The sequence below is a fragment of the Pseudomonas sp. MF6776 genome (assembly GCF_016613125.1).
Taxonomy (GTDB): domain Bacteria; phylum Pseudomonadota; class Gammaproteobacteria; order Pseudomonadales; family Pseudomonadaceae; genus Aquipseudomonas; species Aquipseudomonas iridis.
Genome location: NZ_JAENSQ010000037.1, coordinates 1 through 21,911, shown reverse-complemented (window position 1 = coordinate 21,911; position 21,911 = coordinate 1). Strand labels below are relative to the sequence as shown.

Genomic DNA, 21,911 nt, shown 5'->3' with positions numbered 1-21,911 from the left:
GGTCAGAGTTTGGGCAACTGGCCGATGCGGCCGATCATTTCGGTCACGATCTGCAGATCCAGCTGGAATTGCTCCACAGTCTTGAATTCGCCATCGGTGTGACCGGTGTACTTCACGTTCGGCATGGCCAGACCGAATTGCACGCCGTTCGGCAGTTCATGCACCGAAGTAGCGCCGGCGGAGGTGCCGAACTCGTGTTTCATACCGAGGTTTTCCGTCGATACCGCCAGCAGCGCCTTGACCCACTCACCCTCAGGATTGCGGTACATCGGCTCGGCGATCGAGTAATCGAAGGCAACGGCTACATGGCTTTTCTTGCTCCAGGCCGCCAGTTTCTCAGCGATTTCAGCCTTGAGTTTCTCCGGTGACTCACCTTTCGGTACGCGCAGGTTGACCGCGAGTTTGAAGGCTTTTTCGTCCATGCCGACGTAGGTCAGCGATGTGGTCAGCGACCCCATGAAGGAATCCGAGAAACCGACCCCCAGCTTGTTACCGAGGTAATCCAGACCCCAGTTGTCGGCGGCGTAACGCGCGGCATCGGTGATGTGGTTGTGCTTGAACGCGACTTTGCCATCAAGGCTATTGATAAAGACCAGCATCCGCGCGACCGGGTTAACCCCGGATTCTGGCTCGGAGGAGTGCGCGGACACACCGGTCACGGTCAGTTTGACGTCTTTGCCGTCAACCTTGGCATTCACCTGGAAATCGCCGCCATTGCGCTTGGCAAACTCGTCACCGGCCTTTTGCAGGCTGGCAGCCAGTTCGGCAGGTTTATCGGTGACCAGCGTAGCGACCGACGCCGAAGGAATCTGATTGGTAGCCAGACCACCGGTCATCGAGATGATTTCTGCGCCTTTGCCCTCAGCCTTGCGCTTGGCAAAGTTGGCCATGACGGTGCCGTAACCTTTCTCGGCAATCACCACCGGGTAACCGCCATCCAGCGCCAGGTTGTAGTTGGGCGTAGGGTTACGCTCGAAGTAGTAGGGGATCGCGTCGCCAGTGGTTTCTTCTGTGGTGTCTACCAACAGCTTGAAATTACGTGCCAGCGGCAGCTTTTCTTCTTTGATTACCTTCATGGCATACATCGTCACCACGATGCCGTTCTTGTCATCCTCGGTCCCGCGGCCATACATGCGATCGCCGATCAGAGTGATCTTGAACGGGTCGAGACGAGTACCGTCCTTCAATACCCAGTTCTCCGGCGTCACCGGAACCACATCGGCATGCGCATGAATGCCAACCACTTCATCGCCGGAACCATCGAGGGAAATCTCGTAAACGCGGTTGTCGATGTTGCGGAAATTCAGATTGAAAGACTTGGCCAAGTCCTTGATCTTCTCCGCGATCTTGATGAATTCCGGATTGTCGTGCTGGGCAACGCCGTCCTTGCGAAAGGTCGGGATTTCCACCAACTCGCGCAGAGTCTCGGTGGCTGCCGCGCTGTACTTCACGCGTGCGTAGATGCCGAGCAGGCGATAGATCTCGTTTTGCTGTTCAGCGGTCAGAGTCTTGTTGTCGAGAAAAGCGCCAATGGCCGGGCTGATATTGGCTGTCTTGGCCAAGTCACTTTTAGCCAGGCTGCCGAGGAACTGACGGAAATCCGTAGTCGACTCGGCCTTGAACGTCTTGAGGATTTCAGCGCTTTGCTGCGGGGTGATGTTGGCTTGCGCGGGCGCAATGAAGGCGGATAGACCAGCGAGCATCAGCGTGGTGGCGGCCAGTTTCTTGAAAGGGAAATTCATTACGAAGGGCATTCCTTGGCAGTGCAGTTGATAAAAGAGTGTCTCAACGCTTGGACACATGCCCTTACAAACTACCACTGCAATGCTGCCGTGCGGCACCCCTGAAACGGGATCTGTCGCACAGAAATGCAAAAGCGGCGCACGAACGTAAACACTTGGGTTTAAATCCCGGGCCTTTTCATGACGGTGATTTTCAATCGGCGGCGCAGCTTCCTGTCGCCGAGCATGATCAAAGAAACGAACTGTCGCGGTGCTTTTGGCGTCCATCGTTATGACTGCCATGGCTACACTGAAACCAAGCCGTCCCTACCACGCAATGATGGAGACACCTGATATGAACAAGCCACTCTTGTTTTTAAGTCTGTGCTGCGCACTCATGCTGCAAGGCTGTTTCGATAGCTCGGACAACGAGACCAAAGACAACACCGACGGCGCGAAGTCATCGATCCAAATGCAGCAGAAGGATGACGCGCAGCCGAGCAAGTAGAGACGCGCCTGAGTGCTTGCTTACCGCCAAGGCCTGCCAATGCACGATGCATAGGTAAGTATGGCGGATGGCTCGGACTATCAGCGAGGCTAACCGGTAGTGCGGATTGGCTGACGGTCATGGATCTTTTCTAGCCGGTTTATCAATCCTCTGACTGATTAGCGTCTGGCGGCGCTCGTTTTTCCGAGGATTCTTCCAGCATCTTGGGCAGGGGGAAGTCCAAACACCCGTAAATAGTCCCTGCTGAATTGTGTCGCACTTTCATAGCCGACCTCGAAGGCAGCCGCCATGACGCTCTTGGCGTGAACCACCATCAGTGTCCTAGCCTGGAGCAGGCGAACCCGTTTTTGATACTGCAAAGGACTCAGACTGGTGACTGCCTTGAAGTGGCGATGAAACGCCGAGACGCTCATCGATGCTCGTTGCGCCAAGCGTTCCACCCCAATTGGCTGCGCGAAGTCACGGCGGATCCACTGGATCGCCATGTTGACTCGGGCCATCGCCGTATCCGGCGCAGCCATCTCCCGCAGCATCGAGCCATGGGGACCCTGGAGCACACGGAAGATGATTTCCCGTTCATAAACCGGGGCGAGGGCTGCGATGGCCTCCGGATCCCCCATCAATCGCAGCATTCTTACCCACGCATCCATCAAATCGGTTGTGACTGACGCCACTGAAAACCCGAGATTGTTCTCAGGGCGGCTGACAGGTTTGGGCAGGTCTTCAAATAGCGTCGACAACACAGCTGGATCAAGCGTAAGGCTGACTGCCAGGTAAGGTTCTCCTGATGCGCCTGGATGAACAGACCCCACTGCTGGCAAATCAATGGACATGACGAAATAGGTCGCAGGGTCATACCGAAGCGTCCGATCCCCCACGCTCATGCTTTTACTGCCTTGCAGGATCAGATTGATCATCGGGTCATAGACCGCCGCCAGCATGTGTTCGGGGATTTTGCCCTTGACCATGGCCACGCGGGGGATGCCCGTTTCGGTACGACGGTTTTCAGCCTTGGCCGCGAGCGACCTGAGTTCATTCAGTTGATTGTCCATGCCGGGCATGCTGACGGCAGCACCCTGCGCCATGCAAGAGAAAAGCAGAAACAGGCAGGTTTCGAGTAGGAATGGGTACGACCCTGGCGATCGTGATGAGTACTGTGGGGTCACCTATAAGCCACAGAGGAACATCAAATGAGCGTTATCGTGATTACCGGCGGCAGCCGTGGAATCGGTGCCAGTACCGCCGAACACATTGCCCGGCGCGGAATGGGGGTCATTCTGACCTACAACACTGATCCCCAGGCTGCCAACACCGTCGTGGAACGCATCGAGCGCGTCGGTGGCAAGGCCGTCGCTCTCAAGCTCGACGTGTCTGATGTTGGCAGCTTCGAAGCGTTTCGCACGTCAGTGGTACTGACCTTACGGGACACCTGGAACGCCACTATGCTGAGTGGCCTGGTCAACAATGCCGGGTACGGCCTGTTCAATCCCATGGCAACTGTCACCGAAGCGCAGTTCGATGGCCTGTTCAACGTGCACCTCAAAGGGCCGTTTTTTCTCACTCAAACCCTCCTGCCGCTGTTCGCGGAAAATGCCAGTATCGTCAACCTGACCAGTGCCACAACCCGCGTCGCCACCGCTGGCGTGGCGCCCTATGCTGCCTTCAAGGGCGGGCTCGAGGTGCTCACCCGTTATATGGCCAAAGAATTCGGCGAGCGGCGCATACGGGCCAACGCGGTATCACCCGGCGCCATCCGCACCGGGTTGGGCGGGGGGCTGAACGCTGAGTTCGAGGCGAAGCTGGCGGCGCAAACGGCACTTGGCCGGGTCGGCGAGCCGGAAGACGTCGCGCGCGTCATTGCCATGTTGCTGTCAGAAGAGGGCGCCTGGATCAATGCCCAGACGCTCGAAGTGGCCGGTGGCTACAACATCTGAATACATGAGGGTTTCGCCATGCTGGATCATATCTTTTTGTCCGTGAGCGATATCGCACGGTCCATCCGTTTCTACGAAGCCACCCTGACCCCGTTGGGTATCACCGCGCGCCTGGACTACGATGGCAAGGACGGCCCACCGGGCCATCCTGACCTGAAAGGCTTCGGTGCCAACGGCCGGATGTTTTTCTGGTTGCGTGAGGGCGTTGTGGAAGGGCGCGCGGTCCATGTTGGTTTTGTCGCAAGCAGCCAGGCTGAAGTTGATGCCGCTTATACCGCTGCCCTGCATCAGGGTGCGGTCGACAACGGCCCGCCCGGGGCACGCTTGCATTACGATCCCGACTACTACGCTGCCAATGTGTGGGACCCGGATGGGTACAGCCTCGAATTTGTTTTCAAGAAATGGCAGCACATCCAATGAGTAGGCTTCTGATATACGGCGCAGCGGGATATACCGGGCGGATGGCTGCTGAGCGAGCAAAAGCGCTCCGTCTGGATTTCGAAATCGCCGGGCGTAATGCCAAGCGTCTCGAATCGCTCGCAGCGCAGTTGGATGTGCCTTATCGGGTGTTTGATACCCAAGATGCCGAGGGCTCTTTGTCTGGTATCTCAGTATTGCTGAACTTCGCCGGGCCGTTCGCGCAAACGGCCGAGCCGTTGATGCACGCCTGTATCAAGGCCGGCGTGCACTATCTGGATATCACTGCCGAGATCAATACTTACCGCATGGCCGAGGAGCTGGGTGCTGAAGCGGCTGCGAATCACGTCATGCTGTTGCCGGGTGTCGGCTGGGATGTCGTTCCTACTGATTCGCTGGCGGTGCATGTTGCCAAGCGTGCCGTAAAACCGGTTGCGCTGAGCATCGCGCTTCAGGTCCCCGGTTCGATGTCTCGCGGGTCGGCGATGAGCGTCAGCGAGATCATCGGCGCAGGCGTGCTCGCCAGGGTCGATGGTGAACTTGTTGCGACGCCGGATGCCGCGCCGCGTCTCTTTGATTTTGGCGAGGGTCCGGTCCTCTGTGCACCCTTGTCATTCGGCGACCTGGTGACGGGCTGGCATTCGACCGGCATCCGCAACATCGCGATGTTCGTGCATATCTCGGGTGACGGGTTTCCCGAAGGTGATCTGTCGCAGTTGCCTGATGGTCCCACGCCTGAGCAAAGGGCCGCTCATCGCGCGCGGGCAGTGGTTGAGGTTACCGGGGCTGATGGCGCAACGGTGCGGTCGATGATTGAAACCGTGAACGGCTATTCCTATACGCCGCTGGCGGCAGTAGAAGCTTCACGTCGGGTACTGAACGGTGAACGAAAGCTGGGTTTTGCAACACCGGCCAACGTGTTTGGTGGTGGGTTTGCCGAGAGTATTGACGGTACGGTGATCACCGACTTTTGAGGTGGATATTGGCTGTTCAGGAGGCTGCTATAAAACCTTCGGTTTGGGCGGGCGTCCTGAATCTGGCCGCGTCCCGTGCCGGAGGAAGACCGAACAGGCGTGCATACTCGCGGTTGAATTGGGAGGCGCTTTCGTATCCTACGGTATAAGCGATGGATGTCGCGTCCAGCGTATCGAACAGCAGCAGCCAGCGCGCCTTTAGCAAGCGCAGGCGCTTCTGGTACTGAATCGGTGTCATAGCTGTCACGGATTTAAAGTGCCGGTAGAAGGCGGCAACGCTCATGTCTGACATGCGCGCCAGTAGCTCAACGCGAAAAGGCTCTGCGTAATGCTCACGGATCCACTGGGTAACCCGGCGGATCTGCACCATTCGGCCATCCGGTCGTGCAACGTCACGAAGAATATCGCCCAGTGGCCCTTGTAGCGCGCGCAGCAGTATTTCGCGTTCGATCATCGGCGCCAGTATCGCAACCTCATGTGGGCGATCCATGAGTCGCATCATGCGTAACCATGCATCGATCATTTCAACGGGCGCGCGCACGCCCTCAAAACACGTATTTTGCGAGGCCCTGGGCGCCTTGCCCTCGTCCAGCAGCAACGTCGCGATTACATCGGGCTCCAGAGTCAGGCTAACGGCAAGATAAGGCTGATCCAAGGTGTCGGCCTGTACCTGGCCCGTCGCGGGCACATCGACGGGCACCAGGAAATAGGTGCCCTCCGTGTACCTGGAAACATCCGCGCCGATCGACAGGGTCTTGGTGCCTTGAAGCACCAGATGCAACATCGGCTGATAGACCTGATCCGCACAGGCCTCTGCCCGGACCATGGCCACGCGGGGCAACCCGGTTTCGGTCCACTTGTCTTGTGCGCGCATCACGATGCTGCGCAGTTCTGCCAGTGATTTTTCCATGCCTGCCACCGTGAGCTAAATCCAGGTGTGTGGCAAGCCAGCTGAGAAGAATAGGCAAGGATGAGCGAATAACCGGCAAACGTCTGATTGTTCAATCGCTGAATACTGATGACACGCGGCTCGTTGCACCAGCGGTCATGCAAGCCCCGACTGCAAGCAAGCCTCATTTCACGTCATATCAAAGGTCAGTTTATGAAACTCGAAGGAAAAATAGCGGTGGTCACGGGAGCGTCCAAAGGCATAGGCGCCGGGATCGCCAAGGCTTTGGCCGCAGAGGGCGCAACAGTCATCGTCAACTACGCCTCCAGCAAGTCCGACGCGGATGCAGTCGTTGCGCAGATCGCAGAGGCCGGCGGTTGCGCCTTTGCTGTCCAGGCAGACATGAGCCAGGCAGATGATGTGGTTCGACTGTTTGAAACGATCCGGATCAAATACGGAACCCTGGATGTGCTGGTTAACAATGCCGGCGTGGCGGTGTTCCAGATGATTGATGACCTGACTGAAGACGCCTTCCACAAGCAGTTCAACGTGAACGTGTTGGGTTACCTTCTGGCTGTACGCGAGGCCGTCAAGCTGCTGGGCCCGACAGGCAGCATTATCAATATCAGCTCGATTCTCAGCACCGATCCCTACTTGGCTTCAAGTGTTTACTCGGCGACCAAGGGCGCGGTCGACACCTTGACCTTTGCACTGGCCAGGGAGCTGGGCGCGCGTGGCATCCGGGTCAACTCCATCCTGCCAGGGCACACGAACACGCCGGCGACTGACGGAAATTTTGCCGGTGAATTTGGTGAAAAGCTCATCGCCGGAACTCCGCTGGGTCGCTTCGGTGAGCCGGAAGATATTGCCCCCTTGGCTGTGTTTCTGGCATCGCGGGATTCGCACTGGGTGACAGGTGAATCCATCCGGGCTTCGGGCGGTGTTCGTGGTGTGGGCTACTGACAACACAGAACCCGCCAAATACGCATGCCCCCGTTACTATTGAGCAACGGGGGCATGCTTCCAACAGTGCAGGCGCGTGGACAGGCCCCGGACTCAGCACATCGATCCTAATGCCTATGACAAGGCAGGAATGATCAGTTGAACAGGCAGCCCTACGCCACCTAGAGGCTGTCAGGGTCGCCAAAAAACATCTGAATCCGCGACCGCAACCAACGCTCGCCTGGATCATTGTCCTGGGACCCGCGCCACGCCATGTGCAGCTCAAACGTGCGTGTCGGCAACGGCGGATCTTCTGCGCGAACGCCACCCGCAGATGTCAGTGCTTCGGCGGCATAGTCCGGCACGGTCGCGACAATGTCAGTTCCGGCCAGCAGCGTGCTCAAACCATTGAACTGCGGCACGGCCAGTACCACATGGCGTTTGCGGCCGAGTTTCTCCAGTTCTTCATCAATGAAGCCGCTGAGGTCGCCGGCAAACGACACCAGGGCGTGGGGCCGGGCGCAATAGTCGTCGAGGCTCAACGGTCCCGGCACGGTGTCGGCGCGCAACAGCTTGGGCGCGCTGCGGCGCAGCACTTTGCGCTTGGCGTTGGCTGGCAGGTCGGTGGTGTAGCTGACGCCGATCGAGATTTCGCCGGAAGCCAGCAAGCCCGGCATCAGGATGTAGTTAACCCGGCGCACCACCAGCACAATTCCCGGCGATTCGGCGCGCAGGCGTTTTAACAGCATCGGCAGCAGGGCGAATTCGACGTCATCCGACAACCCGATTCGAAATACCGAAGTACTGGTGGCCGGATCGAATTCTGCCGCGCGGCTGACGGCGGTCGAAATCGAGTCGAGGGCAGGCGAGAGCAGGGCGAAGATTTCCACCGCGCGGGCGGACGGTTCCATGCTCCGGCCGGTGCGTACGAACAAGGGATCATCGAACAGGCTGCGCAGGCGCGAGAGCGCCGCACTGATCGCCGGCTGGCCGAGGAACAACTTCTCGGCGGCGCGGGTCACACTGCGCTCATGCATCAACGTTTCGAATACGATCAACAGGTTCAGGTCGACACGACGCAGGTCATTACGATTCATCTGGAGTCCTGGCAGAGTCATCAAGCTTGACGAGGGCGGCCATATGAGAACAATGGCCGGCATGAATCTTACGGGGAAAGGCTGGTACTCTGCACCGGAAAATTCAGCTTTACTCAGACGGTGGCAGCAGTTTTTCAAGGATTTTGCCAATACCGCGCATACTGCGGAATCAATGACAGGCATGTCGACTATTAATAGCCACTGATAGTCTTGGGTTAAAAGCCCAGATAGAGTTCATGGCATTAGAGGTTACTTTGACGAGGTTTGCGATGTCCCGCACGATCCGTTTTCACAAGTTTGGTCCGGCCGAGGTGCTCAAATGCGAAGAGCATGCGGCCGCTCAGCCAGGTCCTGGCGAAGTGCAGGTGCGTGTCGAGGCAATCGGCATCAGTTGGTACGACACGCTGTGGCGCCAGAACCTGGCGTCGTCCCAGGCACGTCTGCCATCAGGCCTTGGCCATGAAATGGCCGGTGTGGTCACGGCGATTGGCGCTGGTGTCGAAGACCTGTCCGTCGGTGACAAGGTCGCCAGTTTCCCGGCCGAAAGTCCGAACGACTATCCCGTCTACGGCGAGTCGATCGTGTTGCCGCGTACTGCGCTGACCCGTTATCCGGATGTGCTCAGCCCGATCGAAGCCAGTGTGCATTACACACCGCTGTTGATCGCCTATTTCGCCTACGCCGATCTGGCACGGGTCAAACCCGGGCAGTTTGCCCTGGTCACTGACGCCAGCCATTGCGCCGGCCCTTCGTTTGTACAGCTGGGCAAGGCCATGGGCGTGCGCGTCATTGCCGCCACCAAAGAGGCGCAGGAGCGCGAGTACCTGCTGTCTCTGGGCGCGGAAAAGGTGATTGTCACCGAAGAGGAAGATCTGTTGTTGCGAATCAACAAGATCACCGACAACCGTGGCGTCGATGTGGTGTTCGACGGCCTTGGCGGTCCGCAGATGTCGCTGCTTGGCGATGTACTGGCGCCCCGTGGCAGCCTTGTGCTGTACGGCCTTCAGGGTGGGAACCAGACACCGTTTCCGGCCTGCGCAGCGTTCCAGAAGAACATCCAGTTCTTTGTGCACTGCATCGGCAACTTCACCGGCAAGCCGGAGCTGGGTATCGCCCAGGACCACGTCGCCGTGCAACGTGCCCTGCGTGACATCAACCAGTTGACCGCAGACCGCGTGTTGCTCCCGCTCAAGACCCGGGTGTTCCCGTTCAGCGAGTTCGTCGAAGCGCATCGCTACATGGACGAATGCCCATGCCGCGAACGGGTTGCCCTTCAAATCGAGTCGGCGTAACCCTGGCAATCAGAGTCCGTGGCCCCACGGACTCTTTCGTGTTTATCCCTCCTTCAAAGCAAGCGTCTCTGGTGCCCTGTCCGGGACCTGTTCAGCAACTGAACTGGTTTTTGGCCCGGATCTGTATCTTCTAATCGCAATGTAAGCCCTGATAATTGAATGATTACTTTCATCTCAAGGAATGAGCCATGGCTGTGCATTCAATTTGTCGACCTCAACATATAACCCCCGGTTTTGTTAAACACGGCATTCTTTGTTTAATTACTGTAGGGCTATTCCGAAACGCCTTCTCTTTTTCTTGTAATCACTTGTCGTGGGACGTTGTGGGAAGTTTCCTAGGATTAATTAATAATAAAAAATACCTATGTAAAACAATGGCTTGATGTCTTGTTGTGGCAAAAGCAGAGTTTTTGTCAGGTCAAGTGTTTCAAATAACTACGAATTTGTAAGTGTTAGCATCTGAGCGTCTATTACTTATTGATTAATTGTCGTGCGGACGGTTGGTTTTCTGTCTGCGCGCCATGAAACCTTTTATACCGGGTAAATACCGATGAGCACGATCCACGATCAGGCAATGAATTATGTCTACCAGCAAGTATTGCAGCGGTTGCTGAGTTTTTTCTCACGAGCGGAGCGCACGGCGTTGCAGTTGCTGATCCAGCGACTGGCCGTGGCTGCTGGCGGCATGGAGAACATCGGTCAATTCAAAGTGCTGGTTAACCAGACCGGGTCGCGCGACAGCTGTTACACATTGGCGCTGCTGCGGGCAGCGCAATTGAGTATCGCCGGGCGTGCGCCCGGGACGTTTCAGCTACGGGTGGCGACTTTACGCTGGAACGGCAACAGTGACACGGCGCTGCAGAACATGCACCGCAGCTACGGCGCGCTGTTCCTCCATGACGATCCTCGGGTCGAGCTGTTGATGGTGGATCATCGCCAGGTCCTGCCATTCGACCATCAGGCACCGATCTGCGAAGAGGGGCGCGAAACCCATCGTCTAAACCTGCTGCTGCTGGGACATCGAAGAACCTACAGCGAAGCGCTTGAGTTGTGGGACGACGCTTATTTGGCCACTGCCGAGTACTACGGTCAGATCGCCCGATGGAACAATGGTGTCGATGCCATGATCGGCAGTGAGTCGTTACACCGCCAGAAGCACTTTCTCGACGGCTTGAGTCGCGCCGTTCAAAAAGCCGCCATTGCCGGTCCGCTGGTGACCTCTGCTGGCTTTGAAGCGCTGTTCCCGCTGCTCGACCGGCTGGGTGGTGATTACTATCGCGAGTTCTACACCGAAGAGGAACGCGTAGCGTGGCGCCCGGAAGGTGAGTTCGAAGCGTGTCGGCGCACCGGTTTCATCAACATCAATGACATGATCGTTGGCAAGCTCGAGGAGCGCTGGCCGTTGCTCAGTGACTTTCTTGGGTTCCAGGCGGACGACCTGAGCCTTTATCAAAGTGACGATGAATATGCAGATCCTCTGGTCGCTGCGCATCTGCGAGGAATGCAGGCGCGATTCATCGAGGGGAGAACCTACGAGGCCGGGGTCGGCGAATACCTGCAAAGCAACCTGGTGACGATGCGTCGCAGACAAGTACCCGAGCCGGTTTGCGAACAGATGCTCGCCCATTTCGGCAATCTGCAGGATTCGCGACAGTTGCGCGTGCAGGCGGAAGGCTGGCTCTCGGCCGGTTTCGATTTGAACGAGATCCAGCTGATGTGCCTGCTGTTTGCGCCGTTTGTTGATAGCGGGGCGGGGCTGGAACGGTTTCTGCGCAATTGTCATCCCGGCATGTTGGTGGCATTGCCGGATCTACACCGGGCAATGCAGGGCCTGCATGCGCCTGAGCAAGTGCTGAAGTGGATGACGGACGTCAGCGGGTTGCCGGTCAAATTGATTGTGCGTCTTTACTCGATGGGACCCGTTCGGTTACTTGCGTGCGGCGACAGCGCCAGTGCGGAGGAGGCGGGTACCGAGCCGACAAACGATCGATCGGCGGAAGGCTGACCGTGAGCCAATCGCCTAACCCTGAATCACAGCCCATGGATGCCGGCTCGTGAAAGCGTCGCGGGAAAACGACTTTGTTTATCAGGCTGTCTATCGCTACCTGACGCTGCTGATCGAGGAAGCCGGGAGCAGCTCGGCAGTGCGCCTGCCTTCCTTGCGGCAACTGGCTGATCGACTGAACGTGTCGATCTCGACCGTCCAGTACGCCTATTCGTTGCTGGAAAAGGAAGGTCGGGTTTATTCAATCGCCAAATCCGGTTATTACGCGAAAGCACTGCCCGCACTGGACGTGCCTGGTTGTGGCAGGGACCTGCTCGAAACCGTCTACGTCAATACCCAGCGACCGGGCATGTGTGTATTGAGCGCCGATGACCCGGCTTCGCTGCAACCGCTGGACCGTCCTTTGCTGATGCTTGAGCGGGAACTGCTGCGCCAGTACCCGCGCCAGCCGCAAGTACTGGTGCAGCCTTGCGGTGAGCTGGAGTTACGCACCGTACTGGCTGCGCGTTACACCTCATCGACGGTGAATTGCTGGCATGCCGATGACGTCTACATCGGTGCCGATTTGCGCGGGGTGCTGGAAATTCTGATTTCGGTGCTCGAGTTGCGTGGGGCCACCGTAGTGGTCGAGTCGCCGTGTGACTGGGTGATCCTGCGTCTGCTGGATTGCGCCCAAGTGCGCGTGATCGAGCTGCCGCTGCTCGCCGGCGGGGTGATTGATCCGCAACGCCTGGAGTCTTTGCTCAAGAACGAGCCGGTGCGGCTGATCCTGTTGTCCTCAGCGTTGAGCATGCCCCACGGCAGCCTGCTATCTGCGACCAATCGACAAGCCATCGCCCATCTGCTTGGGTGTCATGGCACCTGGGTTCTGGAAAACGACTGTCACAGCGAACTCGATGAAGGGGTCGACTCCCAACGCCTGCGCGACTGGCTGGACCCGGATCGCCTGCTGGTGTTTTCCACGTTCGAGAAGTTCATCGGTGCAGAGGCGCCTTTTGGTTTTGTCCTGTCGCGCCATTGGCGCAGTGAGTTGCAACGCCATTTCCTGTTGCGCGCCTTTAGCTTGTCGCTAATCCGTCAGAAAGCGATTGCGAGATTGTTGGGCGGCGGACGGCTGGACCAGCATTTGTCGGTACTGCGACGGATGCTGAAGGAGCGACGAACGCAGTTGATCCAGTTATTGCGCGAGCGTCTGGGCGACGCGTTGCAGTTTGTCGAGCCGCAGGGCGGGGCGACGGTCTGGGTAAGCTCGTTGCGTCCGGTAGACATGGAGAATGTGTTTCAGCGCCTGCTCAAGCAACAGATCATTATTGCGCCAGGGGAGTTGTTCAGTCTGCAGGGGTTGCATGCGCACCATCTGCGCTTGAGCTCATTGGGCCATGGTGACCACGATCTGGGGAATATCGTCGGGCTGCTGGGCGACGCATTGCGGATGGCACCCGAAAGTTAACGTTAAAAAACATCGGGAGTGTCCCGGATAGATCCCGTCGCACTACGGTCAAACTGCCAGTAAACTGCGTTCTATTCCTGAATCACTCTATTTCAGAGGTTTTTGCATGACACTCAGTCCTTTTGCGGGCAAACCGGCACCGGCAGAATTGTTGGTCGATATCCCGCGACTGGTAACGGCCTATTACACCGGCCAGCCTGACGCTTCCATTTCCACGCAGCGTGTGGCGTTTGGCACGTCGGGGCATCGGGGCAGTTCTTTCGACCTGAGTTTCAACGAATGGCACGTGCTGGCGATCAGTCAGGCGATCTGCCTGTATCGCGAGGCCCAAGGGATCACCGGGCCGCTGTTTGTCGGCATCGACACTCACGCGTTGTCGACTCCCGCGGGTGCCAGCGCTCTGGAAGTGCTGGCGGCGAACGGTGTGACCGTGATGATCGCCGAAGGCGACGAGTACACGCCGACTCCGGCCATTTCCCATGCCATTCTTTGCTACAACCGCGGCCGTACTTCGGGCCTGGCCGACGGCATCGTCATCACGCCGTCGCACAACCCGCCACAAAGCGGTGGCTACAAATACAACCCAACCAACGGCGGCCCGGCAGACACCCACATCACCAAGTGGATCGAAGCCAAGGCCAACGAGTTGCTGGCCAATAAACTGGCTGGCGTGAAGCGCATCAGTTACGAGCAGGCGCTCAAGGCCAGCACCACCCATCGTCACGACTACGTGAATACCTACGTTGCCGATCTGATCAACGTGATCGACTTCGATGCCATCCGTGATGCCAAGCTGCATTTGGGTGTCGATCCGCTGGGTGGCGCAGGGGTGCGCTACTGGTCGGCGATTGCCGAGCACTACCGTCTGGATCTGGACGTGGTGAACAAGCAAGTCGATCCAACCTTTCGTTTCATGACCGTCGATTGGGACGGCCAGATTCGCATGGACCCATCATCGAGCCATGCGATGCAAGGCTTGATTGGTCTGAAGGAGCGTTTCGACGTGGCGTTTGCCTGCGACCCGGATCACGATCGCCACGGCATCGTGACTCCTTCCGGTGGCTTGCTCGCGCCGAACAACTATCTGGCAGTGTCTATCGATTATCTGTTCCAGAACCGTCCGCAGTGGCGTGCCGATGCTGGCGTGGGCAAAACCGTGGTCAGCAGCGGTCTGATTGATCGTGTCGCCAAGCGTCTGGGGCGTCGTCTCTACGAAGTGCCGGTCGGTTTCAAATGGTTTGCGGACGGCTTGTTCGACGGTTCGCTGGGTTTTGGCGGCGAGGAGAGCGCCGGTGCATCGTTCCTGCGCAAGGACGGCGGTGTCTGGAGCACCGACAAGGATGGTCTGATCCCGGCACTGCTCGCGGCAGAAATGACCGCTCGCACCGGCCGCGACCCAAGCCAGGCCTATAAAGCGCTGACCGATGAACTTGGAGAGCCGTTCTCGGTACGCGTAGACGCCAAGGCCAACCCGGAACAGAAAGCCCTGCTGAGCAAGCTGTCGCCGGAGCAAGTCACTTCGACCGAATTGGCGGGCGAGAAGATTCAAAGCATTCTCAGCCACGCACCGGGCAATGATCAGGCGATTGGCGGCTTGAAGGTAATGACCGAGAACGGCTGGTTCGCGGCGCGTCCGTCAGGCACCGAAGACATTTACAAGATCTACGCAGAGAGCTTCATCGGCGACGAGCACCTCAAGCAATTGGTGGTTGAAGCGCAAACTCTGGTGGATGGCGCAATTTCCAGCAAATAAGCTGAAGTCCACCGCGCCAAAAAAAGGGGCAACCATTGCGGTTGCCCCTTTTTTTGCCTGCGATCAGGCGATCAAGCCAGGTCCACCAACACAATCTCACTGTCTTCAATCGCAGTAACGGTCAGTACCTGCTCATGCGCAACCGCCACACCGTCTCGAGCTTGTGCACGCAAGCCATTGACTTCAATCACACCCGTAGCCGGCACCAGATAAGCGCGGCGTCCTTCGTCGAGACGATATTCCGCCGTCTCACCAGCCTTGATATTCGCCGCCACCAAACGTGCATCGGCGCGGATACGCAGGCTCTGATCATCGCCATCCTTACCGCTGGCAAGGGTCACAAACCCTTCACGCTGACCTTTGGGAAAGGGTTTCGCACCCCAGGACGGCGGGGCGCCGGTTTCGGTGGGCAGGATCCAGATCTGGAAGATCTTGGAGTCCTGGGCTTCCAGGTTGTATTCACTGTGCGCGATACCCGTGCCGGCACTCATGACTTGCACGTCGCCAGCCTCGGTGCGGCCCTTGTTGCCGAGGTTGTCCTGATGGGTAATCGCACCTTCGCGCACGTAGGTGATGATCTCCATGTCGCGGTGCGGGTGCTGCGGGAAACCGCTGCCTGCGGCGATTACGTCATCGTTCCACACCCGCAGATTGCCCCAGCTCATGCGTTGAGGGTCGTAGTACTCGGCGAACGAAAAATGGTGATGGGCATCCAACCAGCCATGATGGGCGGCGCCCAGTGTGTTGAAAGGTCTGAGTTCAAGCATGATCGTCTCCTCAAAAGGTTAGTGACGGGGCGCAGTTATCGCGCCCGGCCCAAGACCGGTGGTTTATGACGGCGATCATCTATCAGCCAAGTATCGATAAAAAGCGTAAAAAGTGCGGTATTAAGATCGAATAAGCCGATCAAAAAAAGCTCGAAGATTTCTTATCCCACCTTCAATTCATCGCCTAAACCAATGAAGCGTAAGCATTTCGCTAGAACCCGGCGTTAAATAAAGACACCATAGCCTTCAACAGCCTTACTTACTGGAGCCCGTCAGCGTGGCGCAACAAACCCCCGATCTTCCTCCCGAACTTCGCCCATTGGCCGAGATGCCGTGGTTCAAACGTATGGCCGCACGTTTCTTCGGCCACGGTTTGACGCGTTTGCGCGCGCAACACCGTGCGTCGTGGCTGCATGGTCAGGCGGATGGCTTTCGTAGCGGTCACACCGCGGGTGTCGAGTACGGTTACAAAGAGGGCAAGCTCGAGGGGTTTGAAGAAGGTCGGCAAGTGTTGCTGATCCGCGACAGCCGCAACACCGAACATCGTCCGCCAAGCGTGGACAACCTCCTGTTCGACGACTGGCGCCTACCGCTCACCGCTGAGCTGAAGAAGCGCATCAAGGCTGATGTCGCGCGTTTACTTCCCGCGCACGCTCAGCCGAGCACTGCGCAGTGGAAGATGATTTTCAGCGATACGCCTTCGACTTCCGTGGTAGCCGGCGCCGGAGCGGGCAAGTCGACCACGCTGGTCCTGCGCATTCTACTGTTGACGCACTATCTGGGCTTTGAACTCGATTCGATGACCGTAGTGACCTTCACCCGCGAATCGCGCAAGGACTTCATCAACAAGCTGATCGAGCTGTTTGCGTTGTGGGGGCGGGCGCTAAGCCTGAAACAGGCGCGGGAACTGGTGCGAACCTTCCACTCGCGAATCCTGCCGATGGTACGCAGCCTGGCGGGTTTCGAGCGGTTGCAGGCTTTCGAGAACCTCAGCCATCGAGCGCCCGGTGCTGACGAGGAGGTCGACAGCAATCCGTTCGACCTGCGTATCAACGACGCGCAGCGCCAGCAGCTCAATGCCTGCTATCACCGATTGTTCACGCAGGACGAGCGTTTCCGCCAACTGATCCAGCCGATGGCAAAGGCCGGGTTGCAGCTCAAGGAGCTGGAGCGTGATCACCCCGATGTACAGAAGCGCATGGCCGTCACCGAGCTGGCGGCCAAGCGCGATGAAGAACTGTGCGATGCGATCGAAGATCTTTGGTTCGGCGCCGGTGCCTGGCCTATCAAAGGCATTGAGCCCAACCGGCAGACCTTCGAAATCAATGGTTCGACATTTCACTGTCACGGCTACATTCCAAGCCTTGATGCTTGGGTCGTACTCGGTTTCGACCCTAGGGAAAACGCCCAGCTCTGCCGACCGAATGCGAAACTTTCGATACGTGCAGAATGGGCAGTAAAGCGCACCCTGTTTCAAGCATTCTGTCGTAAGCCATTGATATGGCTGGATAGTTACGAGTCGTCAAAACGCGTTTTGGCGACATTGGCAGGCGATGCCAGTGCAGGCCCGGGCTTCGATTACAAGGTCAAAGGTGAACTCGCTTCCGCGCCGTTGCTCGACTGTTTCGTGGCGGCGGCCGGGTTTATCGAGAACCTGGGGCTGGACGTGCCGGATGCGGTTGGCCGCATGAGTTTCGCCAAAGATGACCCCGACCGGTTTTTCTTCGAGGCGTTGAGCCTGTTCTGGCGTGCCCTGGAAGATCACCTGCTCGACCAGAAGCCGCCGATCATGACCTACAACCGCATGTTCGCGCTGTTCAGCGAGCACTCGCCGGAAAACCTCAAACTGCTCAGCGATGAACTGCTGCGACCCATGTCGCACCTGATGATCGATGAGTTTCAGGACGTTTCGCCACAGATCGTTTCGTGGATTCGCGCGAGCCTCTCGGAGATTCGCAGCCGTGGGCCGGCCATGCATGTCGGACGAGGCGCGCAGCGCTCGTCGCTGCTATGTGTGGGGGATGACTGGCAATCGATTTACGGCTGGCGCGGCAGTTCACCGAGTTACTTCATGGAGTTCAACAAGGAATTCCCGTCGCCGAGCACCACGCGAGTGATGCTCAGTGATAACTATCGCAGTCATCAACACATCATCGATGCGGCGGAACACATCGTCCGTGCCGCGCCCGCGATCCCAGGTAAGAAGGCCAAGGCGAGCGGCGAGCCCAAGCCATTGCTGCCAGTCAACGTACTGGAACGCGACGATCAGGCACTGGGCGAACGCCTGGCAGAGCATTATCGGCAGGGCCATTCAATCTTGATGCTTTATCGAAAAAGCAGCGATAAGTTATTGATAGAAAAGCATATTCAGTCTGTAGTTAATGTTGATTCGAGCTTGCCGTACAAAGCTCGTCGCTTGAAACAACTGACGTATCACAGCGCCAAGGGCCTGCAGGCAGACGCGGTATTCCTGCTCGGTGACTGTCAGCATCTGACCAGTTCTCCTTACAAGAACCAGGTTTATCGCATGGCCGGATTGGGCAAAACCGGCGACAGCGAGCCGTATGACAGCGCGCAAAAGGACGAGATCTTGCGCCTGGCGTACGTCGGGATTACCCGTGCGGTCAGCCATTGTTATTGGTATGTCGAGCCGCAGGAGCCGCAAGCGGTGAACATGCCCAAGGCGTCCGACCGAGTGGCGAAGGGCAAGCCATTCTTCGTTGACCATCGAGCAGAAAAGCAAACCGCGTGACCCACAAGAAAGCCCGCATCAATGCGGGCTTTTTTTTGTAAATCATAGAGTTATGCGTAATTCCTGAGAGACTCTGGAGGTATGAAAGCGTCCAGCTCATCCTCCACAGCCTCGATAATTCGCTCGACGTCTGCCGCATTCATTACCGTTGCGCACGGGATGCCAGCGATAGCGATCATGGTTTCACCACTGGCTCGATCAAACAATCGGGCAATCATGCTTCCCGGTGCATCCATCGTTGCTTCGAAACCCATGGGATGAAAATGCCAGCGCATCAGCTGGCAGGCGTTGGGGAACGTGACTTTGCTTGACCCGTTATTCATGTGTTGCCCGCCTTCTTCATCGAGCGCTTCCTTTAGCTCATGTTAGGTGGGAAGAGCCTTCATTGGCTCAACCGGTGACTGACATTAAAAGTAGCATCTCAATGTGAAATTCCTGTGGGAATTTTCAGTTCATTTAGCGATTGATTCGTATTTTTTGATGTAAGTCATGGCCTACGCATTCATCGCCAAAATGCCATCATGGATTAGTCATTGATGCCCGTGCCGAACTTCGGCAAGCTCGGTTCTTTTTCGCCGAGCTCCTTATGCACGCCGACGACGACGGCCCCGCACAGACCCAGGCCACGACCGCCACGGTCATGCGCTATCACTTGAGCTGGAAACACCGCGACCTGGACAGCGTGATGGCGCTGTATCACCCGGACATTCAGTACAGCGATTTTTTCCAGAACCGCGTGCTCGGCCTCGACGAGTTGCGCGAGTACGTGCGTGTGAGCATGCCGCGCGAATCCGACGAAGCGCTTGAGCATTGCGACCGCATTCGCGTTGATGGCAACACTGCGTTCATTCAGTACGAAGTGACCCTGCGCGGCGGCGAGGGACTTGTGTCGTTCCGCTCCAGCGAGGCGATCACGGTCAAGGACGGGCTGATTTGGCGCGTAAATGAATACGCCTCGTTGGTGCGTGCACAGGTTGGCAATACGACTGCGCCGAGCCAGCGCCCGGCCGTCAGTCGCCTGGGCCTGTCGCCGCGTCAATTGAGTTTTATGGCCGACGATCTGCAGCAATACTTCGAACGCCAGCAACCGTACCTGGATCCAGAGCTTGACCTGCAACGGGTTGCAAAGGAGTGCGGGTACAGCCGCAATCAGATTTCCTACCTGCTTAACCAGGTGCTTGGGCAAAGTTTCTACCGCTACGTCAACCACGCGCGACTGCAACATCTGCTCAAGTCACTGGACGATGCCGCGCCGCCAGTGCGCATCGATGAGTTGGCGTTCGCCGCGGGTTTCAATTCGTTGTCGGCGTTTTACAGCTGTTTCCGCCAACACACCGGCCTGTCGCCCAAGGCTTACGTTAAACAAATTTCTTTGCGGACACGCGCGCAAGACATCTCCTGAGGTCGCGCACTAGGATCGACGCCATCGAAGGTTTTCAGTGGCGGAGTCTTGCATGCCGGCGTGGCGCACTATCAGTTTGTGGATGGATCAACTCGACGAGCCGCTGATCGCGCGGCCCGAGCTTGAGCGGGATCTGGACGTCGACGTGGCGATTATCGGCGCCGGTTACACGGGGCTGTGGACGGCGTACTACCTGAAGAAGCACGCGCCGGGCTTGGACATCGCGATTATCGAGGCGCAAACCGCCGGGTTTGGCGCATCCGGGCGCAACGGCGGCTGGCTGATGGGCAATCTGCTTGGCGAGGAGCGTTTGCTCGCCGGACTGTCCCCCGAGCAACGCCGCGCCTCGTTTGATCTGCTGCACAGCATCCCCGATGAAGTGGAAGTCGTCCTCGAACGTGAAGGTATCGACTGCGATTACCGCAAGGGCGGCGTGCTGTACTGCGCGGCGCGCTACCCGGAACAGGAAGCGACACTGCGCGACTACCTGGCCAAACTCCACGCCCAGGGTCTGACCGACGACGATTACCGCTGGCTCAGCCCCGAGCAACTGGCGCAGCAGATACGTGTCGCCAAACCTTACGGTGGCATCTACGCCCCGCATGTGGCGACCATTCACCCGGCCAAACTGGTGCGCAGCCTGGCGCGCACCGTACAAGGCATGGGCGTGAAGATTTACGAAAACAGCCCCGTTACGCATTGGCAGTCGGGCAGTTTGCGCACTGCCAAAGCCAATGTGTGCAGTCGCTGGATCGTGCCGGCGGTGGAAGGGTATTCGGTGACATTGCCACCTCTGGGTCGCTACCAATTGCCGGTGCAAAGCCTGATCGTCGCCACTGAACCGCTGTCCGCCGCTACGTGGGACGAGATCGGCCTCAGTCGCGGCCAGGCTTTCAGCGAATTCAGCCGTCAGGTCACTTATGGCCAGCGCAGTGCTGACAACCGTCTGATTTTCGGCGCCCGCGGTGGTTACCAATTCGCCGGCAAGCTGCGCCACAACTTTGACCTGACCCGCGATGAAGTCGAGCTGCGTCGTTATCTGTTCGGTGAACTGTTCCCGCAACTGAAAAATGTGCAGATCACTCACGCCTGGGGTGGCAACCTCGGCATGTCCCGCCACTTCAAGCCGCACATGCTGTGCGATCGGGCCAACGGCATTGCGTTGGCCGGCGGTTATGGCGGGGAGGGCGTCGGTGCCAGCAACCTCGGCGGCCGTACCCTGGCCGATCTGATCCTTGAGCGCGACAGCGAACTGGTTAACCAGCCGTGGGTGCTGCCGGACGGCGGGATTCATGCGCTGCGTGCCTGGGAGCCGGAGCCGTGCCGCTGGCTCGGTTACAACGCGATCATCAAAAGCTTCGTCCACGAAGACCAGACCCTCGCAAACCCGGCGACTGCGCCATGGCGGCGCAAGCTCGCCAGCCGGGTGGCAGGGTTCATGGAAGGTTTCATGCACTGACAGTTGTTTATTCACAAGACAGGTAACGCCATGAGCATCACCCAGTTCAAAAACACCGCCACGTTACAACTCGATGAATCCAACCCGGTCGCCGTGCCGCTTGGTGAGCCGATAGCCATTGCCTCAACGACCAGCGTCGAGCGCGACGATGGTGTCGAAACCGGCGTCTGGGAATGCACGCCCGGCCGTTGGCGCCGGCAGATCACCGCGCAGGAGTTCTGTCATTTCATTTCCGGGCGTTGCACATTCACCCCGGACGACGGTGGCGAAACCCTGCACATACAAGGTGGCGACGCATTGATGTTGCCGGCCAACACGCTCGGTATCTGGGATATCCAGGAAACCGTGCGCAAGACTTACGTGCTGATTTTCTGATTGCTTGAGATTGCCTGCCAAACAACAATAGCCTCTACAGGAATCGCCCCCTGAATTCATAGAATAAGCGCAACGCTTGAAACGAGAGGCAGAGAGCCAGCCACCGGTAGAATCCAGGCTCTCACACCGAAGGATTCAAGCGCAGATGACTACGCATTACCGGCAGCTGACTCA

At 57.9% G+C, this 21,911-nt stretch carries 19 protein-coding genes; 13 read left to right on the top strand and 6 right to left on the bottom strand.

Annotated features, from left to right (window positions below):
- Positions 1 to 2: 2 nt before the first annotated feature.
- Complete coding sequence (locus tag JJD74_RS26775; RefSeq protein WP_200617192.1) at positions 3 to 1,742, bottom strand: dipeptidase; 1,740 nt, start codon at positions 1,740 to 1,742, stop codon at positions 3 to 5.
- Positions 1,743 to 2,076: 334 nt separating this feature from the next.
- Between JJD74_RS26775 and JJD74_RS26770 the strand changes: the two genes are divergently transcribed.
- Complete coding sequence (locus tag JJD74_RS26770) at positions 2,077 to 2,229, top strand: hypothetical protein (protein ID WP_200617191.1); 153 nt, start codon at positions 2,077 to 2,079, stop codon at positions 2,227 to 2,229.
- A gap of 158 nt (positions 2,230 to 2,387) precedes the next feature.
- Here JJD74_RS26770 and JJD74_RS26765 read toward each other — a convergent pair whose 3' ends face one another.
- Positions 2,388 to 3,281, bottom strand: a complete 894-nt coding sequence (locus JJD74_RS26765; RefSeq protein ID WP_200617190.1) for an AraC family transcriptional regulator — start codon at positions 3,279 to 3,281, stop codon at positions 2,388 to 2,390.
- A gap of 138 nt (positions 3,282 to 3,419) precedes the next feature.
- On the opposite strand from JJD74_RS26765, the gene JJD74_RS26760 reads away from it, so the two are divergent.
- Genes JJD74_RS26760 through JJD74_RS26750 form a run of 3 tightly spaced genes read left to right on the top strand, consistent with a single transcriptional unit; the run spans position 3,420 to position 5,554 of the window.
- Positions 3,420 to 4,163 (top strand): SDR family NAD(P)-dependent oxidoreductase, encoded by a 744-nt coding sequence (locus JJD74_RS26760; protein WP_200617189.1) that lies wholly within the window; start codon positions 3,420 to 3,422, stop codon positions 4,161 to 4,163.
- An 18-nt stretch (positions 4,164 to 4,181) separates the two neighbouring features.
- A complete protein-coding gene (locus JJD74_RS26755; RefSeq protein ID WP_200617188.1) occupies positions 4,182 to 4,583 on the top strand; it encodes a VOC family protein in 402 nt (133 codons plus the stop codon).
- Positions 4,580 to 5,554, top strand: a complete 975-nt coding sequence (locus tag JJD74_RS26750; RefSeq protein ID WP_200617197.1) for a saccharopine dehydrogenase family protein — start codon at positions 4,580 to 4,582, stop codon at positions 5,552 to 5,554. Before JJD74_RS26755 ends, JJD74_RS26750 begins: the two co-directional genes overlap by 4 nt.
- A gap of 16 nt (positions 5,555 to 5,570) precedes the next feature.
- Here JJD74_RS26750 and JJD74_RS26745 read toward each other — a convergent pair whose 3' ends face one another.
- On the bottom strand, positions 5,571 to 6,464 hold the full coding sequence (locus tag JJD74_RS26745) for an AraC family transcriptional regulator (RefSeq protein WP_200617187.1): 894 nt from the start codon (positions 6,462 to 6,464) through the stop codon (positions 5,571 to 5,573).
- A gap of 192 nt (positions 6,465 to 6,656) precedes the next feature.
- On the opposite strand from JJD74_RS26745, the gene JJD74_RS26740 reads away from it, so the two are divergent.
- Positions 6,657 to 7,406, top strand: coding sequence for an SDR family NAD(P)-dependent oxidoreductase (locus JJD74_RS26740; protein WP_234451883.1), 750 nt, complete (start codon positions 6,657 to 6,659; stop codon positions 7,404 to 7,406).
- A 161-nt stretch (positions 7,407 to 7,567) separates the two neighbouring features.
- Here the strand turns inward: JJD74_RS26740 and JJD74_RS26735 are convergent, their stop codons facing one another.
- Positions 7,568 to 8,482: a LysR family transcriptional regulator gene (locus tag JJD74_RS26735; protein WP_042559271.1), complete on the bottom strand. Its 915-nt coding sequence runs from the start codon at positions 8,480 to 8,482 to the stop codon at positions 7,568 to 7,570.
- A gap of 269 nt (positions 8,483 to 8,751) precedes the next feature.
- On the opposite strand from JJD74_RS26735, the gene JJD74_RS26730 reads away from it, so the two are divergent.
- From JJD74_RS26730 to pgm, 4 genes are all read left to right on the top strand, one after another.
- Positions 8,752 to 9,774, top strand: coding sequence for a zinc-dependent alcohol dehydrogenase family protein (locus JJD74_RS26730; protein ID WP_047301189.1), 1,023 nt, complete (start codon positions 8,752 to 8,754; stop codon positions 9,772 to 9,774).
- A gap of 550 nt (positions 9,775 to 10,324) precedes the next feature.
- Positions 10,325 to 11,779: a hypothetical protein gene (locus tag JJD74_RS26725; protein WP_115148114.1), complete on the top strand. Its 1,455-nt coding sequence runs from the start codon at positions 10,325 to 10,327 to the stop codon at positions 11,777 to 11,779.
- Positions 11,780 to 11,828: 49 nt separating this feature from the next.
- Complete coding sequence (locus JJD74_RS26720; protein ID WP_200617185.1) at positions 11,829 to 13,229, top strand: aminotransferase-like domain-containing protein; 1,401 nt, start codon at positions 11,829 to 11,831, stop codon at positions 13,227 to 13,229.
- Between the two features lie 106 nt (positions 13,230 to 13,335).
- Positions 13,336 to 14,982 (top strand): phosphoglucomutase (alpha-D-glucose-1,6-bisphosphate-dependent), encoded by a 1,647-nt coding sequence (gene pgm / locus JJD74_RS26715; RefSeq protein WP_115148112.1) that lies wholly within the window; start codon positions 13,336 to 13,338, stop codon positions 14,980 to 14,982.
- A 71-nt stretch (positions 14,983 to 15,053) separates the two neighbouring features.
- Here the strand turns inward: pgm and JJD74_RS26710 are convergent, their stop codons facing one another.
- Positions 15,054 to 15,749, bottom strand: coding sequence for a pirin family protein (locus JJD74_RS26710; RefSeq protein WP_042559266.1), 696 nt, complete (start codon positions 15,747 to 15,749; stop codon positions 15,054 to 15,056).
- 277 nt (positions 15,750 to 16,026) lie between these two features.
- On the opposite strand from JJD74_RS26710, the gene JJD74_RS26705 reads away from it, so the two are divergent.
- Complete coding sequence (locus JJD74_RS26705; protein WP_200617184.1) at positions 16,027 to 18,501, top strand: UvrD-helicase domain-containing protein; 2,475 nt, start codon at positions 16,027 to 16,029, stop codon at positions 18,499 to 18,501.
- 50 nt (positions 18,502 to 18,551) lie between these two features.
- On the opposite strand, the gene JJD74_RS26700 is transcribed toward JJD74_RS26705, so the two are convergent.
- A complete protein-coding gene (locus JJD74_RS26700; RefSeq protein ID WP_042559264.1) occupies positions 18,552 to 18,824 on the bottom strand; it encodes a DUF1652 domain-containing protein in 273 nt (90 codons plus the stop codon).
- Between the two features lie 263 nt (positions 18,825 to 19,087).
- Between JJD74_RS26700 and JJD74_RS26695 the strand changes: the two genes are divergently transcribed.
- From JJD74_RS26695 to JJD74_RS26685, 3 genes are read left to right on the top strand one after another with little or no spacing between them, the layout of a single operon-like run.
- Entirely contained in the window at positions 19,088 to 19,903 is an 816-nt protein-coding gene (locus JJD74_RS26695) for an AraC family transcriptional regulator (RefSeq protein ID WP_200617183.1), read from the top strand.
- Between the two features lie 52 nt (positions 19,904 to 19,955).
- The gene (locus JJD74_RS26690) at positions 19,956 to 21,362 is read left to right on the top strand and encodes an NAD(P)/FAD-dependent oxidoreductase (RefSeq protein WP_200617182.1); all 1,407 of its coding nucleotides are present in this window, start codon (positions 19,956 to 19,958) and stop codon (positions 21,360 to 21,362) included.
- A gap of 30 nt (positions 21,363 to 21,392) precedes the next feature.
- Positions 21,393 to 21,737 (top strand): cupin domain-containing protein, encoded by a 345-nt coding sequence (locus tag JJD74_RS26685; RefSeq protein WP_115148108.1) that lies wholly within the window; start codon positions 21,393 to 21,395, stop codon positions 21,735 to 21,737.
- Positions 21,738 to 21,911: the final 174 nt, after the last annotated feature.